This window comes from Phaeobacter sp. 11ANDIMAR09 (assembly GCF_001294455.1).
Lineage (GTDB): Bacteria > Pseudomonadota > Alphaproteobacteria > Rhodobacterales > Rhodobacteraceae > Pseudophaeobacter.
Genome location: NZ_LIKT01000004.1, coordinates 73,811 through 85,744 on the forward strand (window position 1 = coordinate 73,811; position 11,934 = coordinate 85,744).

At 60.7% G+C, this 11,934-nt stretch carries 17 protein-coding genes; 7 read left to right on the forward strand and 10 right to left on the reverse strand.

The window, feature by feature from the left end:
- Nucleotides 1-39 precede the first annotated feature (39 nt).
- Nucleotides 40-1,410 (forward strand): glutamate--cysteine ligase, encoded by a 1,371-nt coding sequence (locus AN476_RS04600; RefSeq protein WP_054459807.1) that lies wholly within the window; start codon nucleotides 40-42, stop codon nucleotides 1,408-1,410.
- A 114-nt stretch (nucleotides 1,411-1,524) separates the two neighbouring features.
- On the opposite strand, the gene AN476_RS04605 is transcribed toward AN476_RS04600, so the two are convergent.
- The 4 genes from AN476_RS04605 to AN476_RS04620 form a co-directional block, all read right to left on the reverse strand.
- The gene (locus AN476_RS04605) at nucleotides 1,525-2,343 is read right to left on the reverse strand and encodes a fatty acid desaturase (protein ID WP_054459808.1); all 819 of its coding nucleotides are present in this window, start codon (nucleotides 2,341-2,343) and stop codon (nucleotides 1,525-1,527) included.
- Nucleotides 2,344-2,367: 24 nt separating this feature from the next.
- Complete coding sequence (locus tag AN476_RS04610) at nucleotides 2,368-2,646, reverse strand: hypothetical protein (protein WP_054459809.1); 279 nt, start codon at nucleotides 2,644-2,646, stop codon at nucleotides 2,368-2,370.
- An 18-nt stretch (nucleotides 2,647-2,664) separates the two neighbouring features.
- Entirely contained in the window at nucleotides 2,665-3,105 is a 441-nt protein-coding gene (locus tag AN476_RS04615; RefSeq protein WP_054459810.1) for a hypothetical protein, read from the reverse strand.
- A gap of 76 nt (nucleotides 3,106-3,181) precedes the next feature.
- Nucleotides 3,182-3,715, reverse strand: a complete 534-nt coding sequence (locus AN476_RS04620; protein WP_054459974.1) for a GbsR/MarR family transcriptional regulator — start codon at nucleotides 3,713-3,715, stop codon at nucleotides 3,182-3,184.
- Between the two features lie 125 nt (nucleotides 3,716-3,840).
- Between AN476_RS04620 and AN476_RS04625 the strand changes: the two genes are divergently transcribed.
- The gene (locus AN476_RS04625) at nucleotides 3,841-4,098 is read left to right on the forward strand and encodes a hypothetical protein (protein WP_054459811.1); all 258 of its coding nucleotides are present in this window, start codon (nucleotides 3,841-3,843) and stop codon (nucleotides 4,096-4,098) included.
- 83 nt (nucleotides 4,099-4,181) lie between these two features.
- Here AN476_RS04625 and AN476_RS04630 read toward each other — a convergent pair whose 3' ends face one another.
- Complete coding sequence (locus AN476_RS04630) at nucleotides 4,182-4,655, reverse strand: YHS domain-containing (seleno)protein (protein ID WP_054459812.1); 474 nt, start codon at nucleotides 4,653-4,655, stop codon at nucleotides 4,182-4,184.
- 272 nt (nucleotides 4,656-4,927) lie between these two features.
- On the opposite strand from AN476_RS04630, the gene AN476_RS04635 reads away from it, so the two are divergent.
- The gene (locus AN476_RS04635) at nucleotides 4,928-5,278 is read left to right on the forward strand and encodes a hypothetical protein (RefSeq protein ID WP_054459813.1); all 351 of its coding nucleotides are present in this window, start codon (nucleotides 4,928-4,930) and stop codon (nucleotides 5,276-5,278) included.
- A 48-nt stretch (nucleotides 5,279-5,326) separates the two neighbouring features.
- Here the strand turns inward: AN476_RS04635 and plsY are convergent, their stop codons facing one another.
- Genes plsY through AN476_RS04660 form a run of 5 tightly spaced genes read right to left on the reverse strand, consistent with a single transcriptional unit; the run spans nucleotide 5,327 to nucleotide 9,171 of the window.
- On the reverse strand, nucleotides 5,327-5,932 hold the full coding sequence (plsY, locus tag AN476_RS04640; protein ID WP_054459814.1) for a glycerol-3-phosphate 1-O-acyltransferase PlsY: 606 nt from the start codon (nucleotides 5,930-5,932) through the stop codon (nucleotides 5,327-5,329).
- Nucleotides 5,932-7,242 (reverse strand): dihydroorotase, encoded by a 1,311-nt coding sequence (pyrC, locus tag AN476_RS04645; RefSeq protein WP_054459815.1) that lies wholly within the window; start codon nucleotides 7,240-7,242, stop codon nucleotides 5,932-5,934. Before pyrC ends, plsY begins: the two co-directional genes overlap by 1 nt.
- Before the next feature lie 55 nt (nucleotides 7,243-7,297).
- A complete protein-coding gene (locus AN476_RS04650) occupies nucleotides 7,298-7,678 on the reverse strand; it encodes a hypothetical protein (RefSeq protein WP_054459816.1) in 381 nt (126 codons plus the stop codon).
- A gap of 1 nt (nucleotide 7,679) precedes the next feature.
- Nucleotides 7,680-8,216 (reverse strand): hypothetical protein, encoded by a 537-nt coding sequence (locus AN476_RS04655; protein WP_054459817.1) that lies wholly within the window; start codon nucleotides 8,214-8,216, stop codon nucleotides 7,680-7,682.
- A gap of 4 nt (nucleotides 8,217-8,220) precedes the next feature.
- A complete protein-coding gene (locus AN476_RS04660) occupies nucleotides 8,221-9,171 on the reverse strand; it encodes an aspartate carbamoyltransferase catalytic subunit (protein ID WP_054459818.1) in 951 nt (316 codons plus the stop codon).
- A gap of 130 nt (nucleotides 9,172-9,301) precedes the next feature.
- Here AN476_RS04660 and AN476_RS04665 point away from each other — a divergent pair, with 130 nt between their 5' ends.
- From AN476_RS04665 to moaB, 4 genes are read left to right on the forward strand one after another with little or no spacing between them, the layout of a single operon-like run.
- Nucleotides 9,302-10,108 carry a uracil-DNA glycosylase family protein gene (locus AN476_RS04665; RefSeq protein ID WP_054459819.1) on the forward strand — a complete coding sequence of 269 codons (807 nt, stop codon included), beginning with the start codon at nucleotides 9,302-9,304 and terminating at the stop codon, nucleotides 10,106-10,108.
- 13 nt (nucleotides 10,109-10,121) lie between these two features.
- Complete coding sequence (locus AN476_RS04670) at nucleotides 10,122-10,721, forward strand: metallophosphoesterase (protein WP_054459820.1); 600 nt, start codon at nucleotides 10,122-10,124, stop codon at nucleotides 10,719-10,721.
- The gene (locus AN476_RS04675) at nucleotides 10,718-11,338 is read left to right on the forward strand and encodes a LysE family translocator (RefSeq protein ID WP_054459821.1); all 621 of its coding nucleotides are present in this window, start codon (nucleotides 10,718-10,720) and stop codon (nucleotides 11,336-11,338) included. The genes AN476_RS04670 and AN476_RS04675 overlap by 4 nt, the downstream gene beginning before the upstream one ends.
- Nucleotides 11,339-11,346: 8 nt before the next feature.
- A complete protein-coding gene (gene moaB, locus AN476_RS04680; RefSeq protein ID WP_054459822.1) occupies nucleotides 11,347-11,889 on the forward strand; it encodes a molybdenum cofactor biosynthesis protein B in 543 nt (180 codons plus the stop codon).
- Nucleotides 11,890-11,934: the final 45 nt, after the last annotated feature.

Here is an 11,934-nt window from a genome sequence, read left to right on the forward strand (position 1 = left end):
TGACCCCCCAAGACAACCCTACAGGACGGAGTGCCCGGCATGTCCATTCCCCAGTCCGGCGGCGGACCCATTGAGCGCCACGAAGATCTGGCTGAGTATCTGGCCAGTGGCTGCAAGCCACGCGATGCCTGGCGCATCGGCACCGAGCACGAAAAGTTCGGCTATTGTAAGGATACGCTAAAGCCGCTGCCCTTTGAGGGCGAGCGCTCGATCGTGGCGGTGCTGCAGGGGTTGCGCGACAGCTATGGCTGGTCGCCGGTCACCGAAGGCGGCAATCTGATCGGCCTTGAAAAAGACGGTGCCAATGTCAGCCTGGAGCCAGGCGGTGCGCTGGAACTCTCTGGGGCGCCTTTGGAGACCATTCACGAGACCTGCGACGAGGTGAACAATCACCTGCGCGAGGTTAAGGATATCTCTGACAAGATTGGCGTTGGTTTTATCGGTCTGGGAGCGGCCCCCATCTGGTCCCACGACGAGATGCCGCTGATGCCCAAGGGGCGGTATCGCCTGATGAACGACTACATGACCAAAGTCGGCACCATGGGCCGCGACATGATGCGCCGCACCACCACCGTTCAGGTCAATATCGACTTTGGCTCCGAGGCCGACATGGTGCAGAAGCTGCGTGTGGCGCTGGCGCTGCAGCCGGTGGCGACAGCGCTTTTTGCCAATTCGCCCTTCTTTGAGGGCAAGCCCAACGGCCATAAGAGCTGGCGCAGCAAGATCTGGCGGCATCTGGATGACAGCCGCACCGGGATGTTGCCCTTTGTCTTTGACGAGGGCTTTGGCTTTGAATCTTATGTGCAATATGCGCTCGATGTGCCGATGTATTTTGTCTATCGGAATGGCGAATATATCAATGCGCTGGGCATGTCCTTCCGCGACTTCCTGCAGGGGAAATTGCCAGCCCTGCCCGGTGAAACGCCGACCATGTCGGACTGGGCGGATCATTTGACCACCGCCTTCCCCGAGGCGCGGATCAAGAAATACATGGAGATGCGCGGCGCCGATGGTGGCCCCTGGCGGCGCCTTTGTGCGCTGCCGGCCTTCTGGGTGGGACTGACCTATGATCAAAGCGCGCTGGATGCGGCCTGGGATCTGGTCAAGGGCTGGGACGCCGAGACCCGCGAAGGGCTGCGTGTGGCCGCTTCGCGCGATGGTTTGCAGGCACAGGTCAATGGCATCAAGATGCAGGACCTGGCCCGCGAAGTGGTGGCAATTTCGGATTCTGGCCTGAAAAACCGGGCCCGCCCCGGGGCAGGTGGGCTGGTGCCGGATGAAACCCATTTCCTCAATGCGCTGAAAGACAGTCTGGACAGTGGCAAGGTGCCAGCCGATGAACTGCTGGAGCGCTATCATGGCGATTGGGAGGGCGATCTGACCCGGATCTACGCCGACTACAGCTACTGATTTGACACCAGTTAGCACCAGGAAAAGGGGCGCCGCTTAGGTGCCCCTTTTTCTTGCGCTGATGCTCTGGCGGCGCCCATTGCCGTAGCGCGGGTGGTGCGGAACCAGCCCTTCTCAGGTCGTGCGATCAAACCAGGGCACCACGGGCTGGCGGCTTTTGGCATATCCGGGCACCTGATCGTCCAACCGGGCGGCCAAATCCGGCAAGCGGCTGACCGGAACCTTGGGAAACAGGTGGTGTTCGCGGTGATAGAACATCAGATAGGCGAGCCGCGCCAAAACCCCGCGCTGGCTGCGCCCGGCCAGGCCGGACTGCGCGGTGCCCTGATGGGTGATCCAGACTGCAAAGAAAGCGGTGAGACATTGCGCGGCGCCCATAGCGGCCAGATGCAGCACCAGGAAACCCTGATGGCTGCACAGGATCAGGCCGATTGCCATTGCCACGGCCAAACCATCGCAGAGCACCCGCCGCCGCCATTTGCGCCCGCCCCCTTGCCAGCAATGCTGGATCAGATCCAGCGGGAAGCGCGGCCCGTAGAGCAGAACCTCCCCCGCGCTCATGTGGCCACAGTGTCCTTCCAAATCATTGGGCCCCATGGCGTGACGATGGTGCTGCATATGGCTCCAGGCGATGGAGGAATTGCAGCCAATCATCAGCGCACTGAGCAGGTGCAACAGAGCGATGTCGGCGCGCCGGGGCAGGCCAAGATTGCCATGGATGGCCTCATGGTTCAGTCGCAGAGCGCAGAGGAAGAACATGAAGCTGGCGAGCGCCCCCGCGGGCCAAAACGGTGAGGCATAGAGCGCCCAGGAGAGCACCAGCCAGGGCAGCGGCAGGGTCAGCTCCGCCCAGCGTTGGCGGCGGGAGATGGGCAGGAGATCCTGCCAGTCCACCTTGCGGGGAGCCTCTTCCTTGACGCGGGGCAGGCACATGTTTTGCTCCTTTCCAGAGTGGTTTCAGGCAGGGTGCGCCATTTCTGCGGGGGGCGCAGATTTAGGCTTTTCTGCGGCTCGGGCGGATTGAGCGCCTTGCACCGCCTCGCGCACAACCGCGCGCAGGGTCGCTACAGCATGGGAAAACCCTAGACCTAGGCAAATCGCCACCAGGCCAAGGGCCGGGAGCAGGGAAAGAAGACCACCTTCCAGTATAGGGATAACGGCGCCGATCAGGACGACACCCCCCAATCCCACCATGACCAAGCCAAGGCCGACATAGAGGCTGATGTAAAAAAGCATGGTGAGGTCCTTTCCAGTTCAGATGGTTTGTTTGAAAAATCTGCGTTCCAGGCGGTGGTAGATCAGACCGCTCACTGCACCCCAGAGGGGGGCAAAGGCGCTGCCAAAAACCAGAAACAGGCCAGGGCCGTCTAGGCTTCCACGAGTGAGCCACGCGGGCAGAAAGAGTGGAGTGAAAAGAGAGAGGTGAGTTGCAAGCGCAAGCAGAGCCCAGCCGCCGGGAGCCAACGGCTGACGGCGCAAAGCAACCAGCATGACCGGAACTCCAACCAGCAAATAGATCGGCCCTCCAAAAACAGTAGCTATGGTGGGGATGAGAAGAGCGGGTGCGCCCAGAATTCCGGTGAGCAGGGGGCCGCCAACCATGGCAAGTCCAAAGGCAACGGGATCAACCAGGTGACGTTTGGCCTTGGCGGCGGGGAAGAGGAGGTTTCTTGAGTTTGCAGTTTTTTCTGTCATTTGAGAAATTACCTCACAAAATTTTTTCTATTACTTGTGAGAGCCCTAGCAGTGGCTCCCACGAGATGTCTCTTGTTTAGTCGGCTGGTTTGCCCGGCAGAAAGCGGGCGACCTTGGCGCCCAGCTTCAGCACCGCCAGATGTACCGAGCGGGGCAGGCGAGAGAAATCAACATACCACTCATCAAACATCCGCATCACCCGCAGGGTCTCGCCCATACGGTCCTTGGTGCGTTTGGGGGTGTCATCGCCTTCGGCCTCTTTCATCACCTCCTCCAAGGCACGCAGGGTGGGGGCAAACTCCCGCTCGCGCCGGGTCTTGATCACTGCATCCACCAGGTCGAACATGTCGCGGATCGAGGTGAAGTGATCGCGCCGATCGCCGAGCTGACGCGAGGCTTTGACCAGCCCCTGGGATTGTAGCTCTTTCAACCCGTTGGAGACATTGGACCGTGCCAGATTGAGCGTCTCGCAGATCTCATCCGCTGTCATCGGATCAGTGGAGATATGCAGCAGCGCGTGGATCTGCGCCACGGAGCGGTTGACCCCCCATTTGGAGCCCATCTCGCCCCAGTGGAGGATGAAATTCTGCATGGCGGGGGTCAGTCTCATCTGAATATCCTGAAATTTCTGTAAAGACAGAAATACACGAAAATTGCACCCGGTCAAGAATTTTCCTTGATCCAGAATTGCCAGGGGTTGCAAGGTGTCTGGTATTTACAGTCAGGGAGTTTGAAATGCGCGATCTGTTTATAGGTCTTTTTGATAAGTTGGTGGGTGTTTTTGTGATCCTGCTCTGCATTGGGGTGTTGGCCGGTACGGCGGGGGCCTTTTTGGCGCCTGCTCCAAACGGTGGTCTGCTGCCAGCTCTGGCAGTCTTTGTCATCGGCTCGATCTATGCCATTTTAATGGGCGGGATGATGTACTTGTTTCTGGGCGTCTATCACAATACCAAGCGCACGGCGGAGGCCATCGAGGAATTGGCCCGGCGCTAGCTCAGCCAACAGAAAAAACCGGCGAAGCCTGTTGGCTCCGCCGGTTCTTTGTTTTTGCCATTCAGGAAAATGCTGAGGTAGGCTTACTGCTGCAGGGCAGCTGGCTCAACATCTGCGATGTTTTCCCAGTGGCCGTTGGCGTCCTGAACGAAGCCAGGGATGTTACCTTCCCAGCGGGTCTGGATGTCCTTGGACAGGTTCAGATAGAGTTTGTTGTCAACGATCTTCCAGTATTCTGGGTCGCCGTCGAATTTAAATCCCATGGCGGTGCCAAAGGCGCAGTAGCCGCCGTAGGCGGGCAGATATGCTTCAGGGTTGGCCTCAAACTGCGCTTTGTGCTCTTCGGAAGCAAAGCGGTAGGTCGCGTCATTAAAAACAGTTGTGATTTTATAGCTGCCCTTGGCGGGGGCACCGTCGGTGAAATAGGCGACGGGGTCGTAGCCCTGCATGGCAAGACCGGTGGAGGATGCGTTGAGCTCAACGCCAGCGGCCATTGCCGAGGTTACCAATGCAACCGAAAGTGCCACGCCGCTCAGCAGGGATTTAAATGCGTTCATCGGATCGTTCCTTTTCCTGTCCGGTCAGGGGCTGCTTTCGCGGGCTGACCGGCACATTTGCGATTTGTATGATGGCCTGTCTGGCTGTCATGGAACCCATGTGGAGAGGGGCTCGATCACGTTCAATCAAACTGTTTTTGATTGCGCAAATGCTCAGAATAGATGTGCGTTGATGCGCAGATCTGGGGGATCACAATATCAAGAGGTCCTTATTTTACTGACATATCTGATACCACAGGGCACAATGAAGCCATTAAACAGGAGGGGTTTTTATGCAGAATAGTTTTTGCCGACGACGCTTGATTGCCGGGCTTGTGGCCTCCGCAATGCTGGCTGCCACTGGTGCTGCTGCGCAAACTGTTGCCGGGCTTTACCGGGCTGAAGGGCGCAATCCGGATGGCAGCAGCTACAGTGGGACAGTGCAGATCCGCGAAAACGGGGGCGGGGTCCAGATCAACTGGCAGGTCGGCAGTCAAAGCTACGCGGGCAAGGGCACCCGCAGTGGTGATGTGATCTGGGTGGATTGGGGCGATACCTATCCGGTTGTCTATGTGCGCATGCCCAGCGGAGAGCTGCACGGGACCTGGGCCAATGGCCGAGGATTGGAGCGACTCATTCCCTAGTGACGCAGCCCGGATGAGGGGGGAAGGGGCAGGAGCTGCCCCCTGTCTTCATTTTTGGCCAATGCGCGGCTCGGTGCCTGCCAGCAGGCGGCTGATATTGGCGCCATGGCGCCAGAACACAATCGCCGCCAGCAGGAGGGCCAGCAAGATCGCGGCTGGATAGCCCAACACATAGGCCCAGAGCGGCGCGGCCAGCGCGGCAACCAGGGCGCTCAGCGATGAGATCCGGCTGACGGCGGCGGTGGCCACCCATGTCAGGCAGCAGGCAATGCCAACTGGCCAAGCCAGCGCCAGCATTAACCCAAGGAAAGTGGCAACGCCCTTGCCGCCCTTGAACTTCAGCCAGATGGGGAAGCAGTGGCCCAGGAAAGCAGCCAGTCCAGCCAGCTGCGCGGCGTCTTCGCCGGCCAGAGAACGCGCCAATAGCACCGCCGCCGCGCCTTTGCCGCCATCCAAGATCAGCGTCGCTGCCGCGGCGGCTTTGCTGCCGGTGCGCAGCACATTGGTGGTGCCGATATTGCCCGAGCCTATTTCGCGCAGGTTACCCAGCCCCAGGGCGCGGGTCAGCACCAGCCCAAAGGGGATCGAACCCAACATATAGCCAATCACGGCCCAAAGCAGCAGGATGGCAGCGGCGCTTTCAATCAGGGGCATCAGTCTCTCCGGTATACCGGCGTACCGGTGACATAGGTTGCCAGCACTCTGCCCTGCATACGCTGTCCGTCATAGGGCGTATTTTGCGATTTTGATTTTAGCTGGAAACGATCCATCACAAAGGGCATGTCGGGGTCAAACAGTACCAGATCGGCCGGTGCTTCGGCGCTGAGCCGACCCGAAGCCAGTCCCAGCCGTCTTGCCGGGTTCAGTGCCATGGCGCGGAACAGGGTTGGCAGATCCATGAGCTCACCATGATAAAGCCGCATCGCCGCCGGCAGCAGGGTTTCCAGCGCTACGGCGCCTGCCGCTGCTTCCTCAAAGGGCAGACGCTTGCTTTCCTCATCCTGCGGCGTGTGCATGGAGGAGATCGTGTCGATCAGCCCCGAGCGCACCGCTTCGGCCACGGCCAGGCGATCCTCTTCTGAGCGCAGCGGTGGCTTCACCTTAAAGAAGGTGCGGTAGTCGGCCACATCCAGCTCGTTCAGGGTCAGGTGATGGATCGAAGTGCCGGCGGTGATGTCCAACCCGTTGGCCTTGGCGCGTTCCAGCGCGGGCAGGGCGCGGGCGGTGGTGATCTGATCAGCGTGATACTTGGCGCCAGTCATCTCGAGCAAGGCAATGTCACGGTCCAGCCCCATGCGCTCCGCCATGGGCGAAACCGCTGGCAGGCCCCGCAGGGCGGCAAACTTGCCCGAAGTCGCCGCAGCCCCAGCACTCAAGAGCGGCTCCTGCGGGTGGGCTATGACCAATGCCCCGCATGAGCGCGCATAGGTCAGCGCCCGGGAAAACACCTTGGTATTGCTGACCACATGATCGCAATCGGAAAAGGCCACGGCGCCGGCATCCATCAAAAAGCCGATCTCGGTCATCTCGCGCCCGTCGCGCCCCTTGGTCAGCGCCGCCATGGGCAGCACATGCACCGGCGCATCCTCTTGGGCGCGGCGGGTGACAAATTCCAGCGTTTCCGGACTGTCGATGCTCGGCGTGGTATCGGGGCGGGTGACGATGGTGGTGACGCCCCCGGCCGCTGCTGCCAGACCTGCGGTCTTATAGCTTTCCTTGTGGCGCTCGCCCGGCTCGCAGACCTTGACGCCGATATCGACAATGCCGGGCGCCAGGCATTTGCCCTCACAGTCGATGATTTCGGCAGTACTGGCGTCAATGTTTCGCGCACGAAACAGTTGCGCAGGCTCCGTACCCGCGGGCAGGATCTCGGCAATCTTGCCGTCCTGAACCAGCAAAACCCCCAGGCTATCGGTGCCGGCTTCCGGGTCGATCAGGCGGGCATTGGTGAACAATAGGGTCATCGCGGATTTCTTCTTTCACGTTCAACGTCGGATCGTTTTGGCGGTTTGATTTTCATCACCGCGCCCCTTCGATGGTGCTGGCAGTAAAGGCAGGGCTGGCCTGATACTTGATCAGATGCTTGTCGCCGCCCTTGGTGATCACCTGCACGTAGGAGCCCATGGTCTTGACCGCTTCGATCTGGTTCAGCGCCACCCGGCGCTCGGCGGGGCCGGTCAGCACACCGTTCTCAATGCGCCAGACCACGGCCAGCTCTTCGCTCATCATGTACCAGCCACGCAAAACAATCGCCGCCAGCCCGCCAATGGCACCAGTCCAGACATGTGGATTGTCCAGGGCCCAAAGGATAACCATCCCCGCCACCATGGCAATCGCGGCCATCCAGGCATGGGCGGTGATATAAGCGCTGCGGTTGGGGGTAAACTCGATTACATCCATCTCAGAACACCAATAGATACAGGATGAGAAAAACGAGGCTCATCACGATGGCAAACAGGGTCGCGCCGATCCGTCGTGCGGCATTGCGAGCGTCGCGCGGCGAGGTTTTGGGCGCTGAATAGGGCTTGCTGCTTTCGGGCGTGGACATGGGCGGGGCGCTCCAGTTGACGGGGGTTTCGCCATAGCTGGCAATTGGGCGGATCTGGCTGGCCGGGGTCAGGTGCGTGGCCTTCCCCCCAAAGGCGCGCGAGCGCAGCAGCAGAATATGCCCCTCCAGCGCGGTGAGTGCTTTGCGATCTGCGGCGATCTCGGCCTCGGCCAGGCCGCAGCCCTGGGTGAGATAGCCCGCCAGCCCCAGCTCTTCGAGATCGGAAATCGGAAAGATCTCGACATGATCCAGATCGATCTCGTCAATTCCCAGCACCTGTGCCAGGGCACCGGGTTCGCGCAGAAACCGGGCCTGTTCGGGGGCCATGTCCAGATCAAAGATCCGGATCACGCCGCGTTCGCCCGCTGGGATTTTGATGACGCCTGCCATGCGATCAGCTGGCCTCTGCCAGGCGGCTTTTGCGCAGGTTCTGCGCCAAAAGATCCATCGCCGCCATACGCACGGCCACGCCCATTTCCACCTGCTCCTGAATGACCGACCGGTTGATGTCATCGGCGAGGGTGCCGTCGATCTCAACCCCGCGATTCATCGGGCCGGGGTGCATGACTATGGCATCGGGTTTGGCGTATGAAAGCTTGTCGGCATCCAGCCCATAGCGGTGGAAATACTCGCGCTCAGAGGGGATGAAGCCGCCGTCCATGCGTTCCTTCTGGAGCCTCAACATCATCACCACATCGACGTCTTTCAGGCCTTCGCGCATGTCGTCATAGATCTCGGCGCCAAATTCGGCGAACTGGCCGGGCACCAGGGTGGGCGGCCCAATCAGGCGAATGCGGTTTTCCATTTTTCCCAGCAAGATCAGGTTTGAGCGCGCCACGCGGGAATGGGCCACGTCGCCACAAATGGCAATATTGAGCCGGTGCAGGCGGCCCTTGGCCCTGCGGATGGTCAGCGCGTCCAGCAGCGCTTGGGTTGGGTGTTCGTGCTTGCCATCGCCTGCATTCAGCACCGCGCAGTTGACCTTTTGTGCCAAGAGATCCACCGCGCCGGAATGAGGGTGTCGCACCACCAAAAGATCCGGATGCATGGCGTTCAGGGTCATGGCGGTATCAATCAGGGTCTCGCCCTTTTTGATCGAAGAGGCCTGCATCGCCATATTCATCACATCAGCGCCCAGGCGCTTGCCGGCGATCTCGAAACTTGCCTGGGTCCGGGTGGAGTTTTCAAAGAACATATTGATCTGGGTGAGCCCGGCCAGCGCATCCGCATGCTTTTCCGGACGGCGGTTCAGGTCGACATAACTGTCGGCCAGGTCCAGAATTGCAGTGATTTCATGCGGCTTGAGGGTCTCGATGCCAAGCAGGTGACGGTGGTCGAAAGACATGGGGCGGGCTCCGCTCTGTTTGGCGCATCTTATAGGCAGCTTGGTCCCGGCGGGCAAGGCGTGCAAGGGGCGTCAAAAGGGCCTGCATGAGGGGTGTTTCGCTTGGTCGCGCGGCAGGGTAGCTTAGGCCATGGAATCGGCATTGGATTATTGGAGCGCAAAAGCGCTGTTGGAATGGCAGGTGGAGCTTGGCGCCACCGAGGCTCTGTGTGAAGCGCCGGTGAACCGCTATGAGCTGCCTGCTCCAGCCTCCAAAGGCGCGCAAAAGCCGGGGCAGGGCTCTGGCTCGCAGCCAGGCCAGCAACCGGGCATGCCGACGCCAGTTGCGCCCAAGCCAAAACCGGTGGATCCCGTGGCCGAGGCGCGCAAAGCCGCCGCCGCCGCCGCCGAGCTGCCCTCGCTGCGGGCGGCCATGGCTGCGTACCGCCATTGCGATCTGAAAATGGGTGCGCGCAATCTGGTCTTTTGTGATGGCCAGGCGGGGGCGCGGGTGATGGTGATCGGCGAGGCGCCGGGGCGCGAAGAAGACCAGCAGGGCAAACCTTTTGTTGGCGCGGCGGGGCAATTGCTGGACCGGATGCTTGACGCCATTGATCTGGGACGGGACAAAAACGTCTATATCACCAATGTGCTGCCCTGGCGGCCGCAGCAAAACCGCGATCCCAGTGCTGAGGAAATCGACATGATGCTGCCCTTTCTGGAGCGCCATGTGGAACTTGCCCAGCCGGAGGTCCTGGTGCTGATGGGCAATATCAGCTGTCAGGCGGTGCTGGGCAAACGCGGTATCACCCGGCTGCGCGGCACCTGGGCCGAGGCCTGGGGCAAGCCTGTGCTGCCAATGTTCCACCCGGCCTATCTGCTGCGTCAGCCCGAGCAAAAACGCGCCGCCTGGGCGGATCTGCTGGAGCTGAAGGCGCGGCTGGGCTCTGCAAACTAGGGATTACTCTCAGATGAAAATTATGGCCTTCTCCGATCTGCACCTCAGTGCCTCCCATGCGGCAGAGCTGGTTGCAGCCAGCGCGCAGGCGGATCTGGTGATTGGCGCTGGGGATTTCTGCAACCATCGCAAGGGCCTGGACCGGGCCATGGCGCTTTTGGCGGGTATCACAAAGCCGCTGATCACCGTGCCGGGCAATGCCGAAAGCGCCGAGGAACTGCGCGCGGCCGCCCTGCCGGGCATGCATGTGCTGCACGGTGAGGCGCTGGATATCGAAGGGCTGCAGATCTTTGGCCTGGGCGGAGGGGTGCCTGAAACGCCCTTTGGCGATTGGTCCTTTGACCTGTCTGAAAAAGAAGCCGAGCGGCTTTTGTCGCGCTGCACCCGCGCCGATCTCCTGGTCTGCCATTCCCCGCCCAAGGGTCAGGGAGATGAAACTTCGACCGGACTCTCCGTCGGGGCGCAGTCGATCCTGCAGGCGGTGGAACGATTGCAGCCGCAGCTGGCGCTCTTTGGCCATATTCACGACAGCTGGGGGTTTCGCGGTCAGCTTGATCGCACTGTGACGGCAAACCTGGGCCCGGAGCCTAGCTTCTTTGAGATCACACCATGATTGATCCGATTACCCTGCTCGCCTTTGTCCCGGCGGCGCTGGCCCTGAACCTGACACCCGGCGCCGATATGATGTTCTGTCTCGGCCAGGGGCTACGGGGCGGGCGCGGATCAGCGCTGGCGGCCAGTGCCGGGATCTCTGCCGGGGGCATGGTGCATGTGGCGCTGGCCGGGCTGGGGCTCGGGGCGGTGGTGAACAGCCAGCCCGCGCTGTTTGATGTTATTCGCTGGCTTGGCGTTGCCTATCTGCTCTATCTGGCCTGGAGCGCGTTAAAGGCGCCCTTGCCGTCAACGGATATGCCCCAGCCCCCCGCAGCGCATAGCTTTCGCGCTGGGTTCTGGGTCAATCTCACCAATCCAAAGGTGATCCTGTTTGTTCTGGCCTTTGTGCCGCAGTTTGTGGTGCCGGAGGCCGGGCCGGTGCTGGGGCAATTCCTGATCTTTGGGCTGGTGCTGGCACTGGGCGGCTTTGTCATCAATGGGCTGGTTGGAGTCTTTGGCAGTGCAGCCGGGCGGCTTCTGGCACCGGGCACGCGCGCGGGCATCTGGCTGGGCCGGATCTCGGCGGGAATATTTGCGGGGCTGGCTCTCAGGCTCGCGCTTTTGCAAAAGACATGAGGTCTGCTATGTCACGTATCGATGAAACCATGGAGTTCATTCCGGTTCGTATCGCCATTCTCACCGTTTCTGACAGCCGCAGCCTCGAGGAGGATCGCTCGGGCCAGGTGCTGGTGGATCGGCTGCAGGCGGCGGGGCATGTCCTGGCGGATCGTAAGATCATGCCGGATGAGCGCGCAGAGATCGCAGATCAACTGCGGACCTGGGTCGCTGATCCAGAGGTGGATGTGGTGATCTCAACGGGGGGCACCGGGCTTACGGGGCGGGATGTCTCGGTTGAGGCGCATCGCGACGTTTATGAAAAAGAGATCGAGGCCTTTGGCACTGTCTTCACCATCGTATCGATGAAAAAGATCGGCACCTCGGCGGTGCAGTCCCGTGCTACGGGCGGCGTAGCGGGCGGCACCTATCTGTTTGCCTTGCCGGGCAGCCCTGGGGCCTGCAAGGATGGTTGGGATGAAATCCTGGCCTTTCAGCTCGATTATCGCCACCGCCCCTGCAATTTTGTGGAAATAATGCCACGTTTGACCGAAACCCAGCGACGGAAGTGACGCTGCTGCGCGTGTAAAACATCAAGACGAACACTATGTTCAGTG

Excerpts from the sequence above, each read along its gene's own strand:
- plsY (WP_054459814.1), bottom strand. The coding sequence starts at position 5,932 with ATGCCCCTGATTGAAAGCGCCGCTGCCATCCTGCTGCTTTGGGCCGTG.
- AN476_RS04635 (WP_054459813.1), top strand. The coding sequence starts at position 4,928 with ATGCAGAATAGTTTTTGCCGACGACGCTTGATTGCCGGGCTTGTGGCC.
- pyrC (WP_054459815.1), bottom strand. The coding sequence starts at position 7,242 with ATGACCCTATTGTTCACCAATGCCCGCCTGATCGACCCGGAAGCCGGC.
- AN476_RS04675 (WP_054459821.1), top strand. The coding sequence starts at position 10,718 with ATGATTGATCCGATTACCCTGCTCGCCTTTGTCCCGGCGGCGCTGGCC.
- AN476_RS04625 (WP_054459811.1), top strand. The coding sequence starts at position 3,841 with ATGCGCGATCTGTTTATAGGTCTTTTTGATAAGTTGGTGGGTGTTTTT.
- AN476_RS04630 (WP_054459812.1), bottom strand. The coding sequence starts at position 4,655 with ATGAACGCATTTAAATCCCTGCTGAGCGGCGTGGCACTTTCGGTTGCA.
- AN476_RS04655 (WP_054459817.1), bottom strand. The coding sequence starts at position 8,216 with ATGGCAGGCGTCATCAAAATCCCAGCGGGCGAACGCGGCGTGATCCGG.
- AN476_RS04670 (WP_054459820.1), top strand. The coding sequence starts at position 10,122 with ATGAAAATTATGGCCTTCTCCGATCTGCACCTCAGTGCCTCCCATGCG.
- AN476_RS04660 (WP_054459818.1), bottom strand. The coding sequence starts at position 9,171 with ATGTCTTTCGACCACCGTCACCTGCTTGGCATCGAGACCCTCAAGCCG.
- AN476_RS04650 (WP_054459816.1), bottom strand. The coding sequence starts at position 7,678 with ATGGATGTAATCGAGTTTACCCCCAACCGCAGCGCTTATATCACCGCC.
- AN476_RS04605 (WP_054459808.1), bottom strand. The coding sequence starts at position 2,343 with ATGTGCCTGCCCCGCGTCAAGGAAGAGGCTCCCCGCAAGGTGGACTGG.
- AN476_RS04615 (WP_054459810.1), bottom strand. The coding sequence starts at position 3,105 with ATGACAGAAAAAACTGCAAACTCAAGAAACCTCCTCTTCCCCGCCGCC.
- AN476_RS04600 (WP_054459807.1), top strand. The coding sequence starts at position 40 with ATGTCCATTCCCCAGTCCGGCGGCGGACCCATTGAGCGCCACGAAGAT.
- AN476_RS04665 (WP_054459819.1), top strand. The coding sequence starts at position 9,302 with ATGGAATCGGCATTGGATTATTGGAGCGCAAAAGCGCTGTTGGAATGG.
- AN476_RS04610 (WP_054459809.1), bottom strand. The coding sequence starts at position 2,646 with ATGCTTTTTTACATCAGCCTCTATGTCGGCCTTGGCTTGGTCATGGTG.
- moaB (WP_054459822.1), top strand. The coding sequence starts at position 11,347 with ATGTCACGTATCGATGAAACCATGGAGTTCATTCCGGTTCGTATCGCC.
- AN476_RS04620 (WP_054459974.1), bottom strand. The coding sequence starts at position 3,715 with ATGAGACTGACCCCCGCCATGCAGAATTTCATCCTCCACTGGGGCGAG.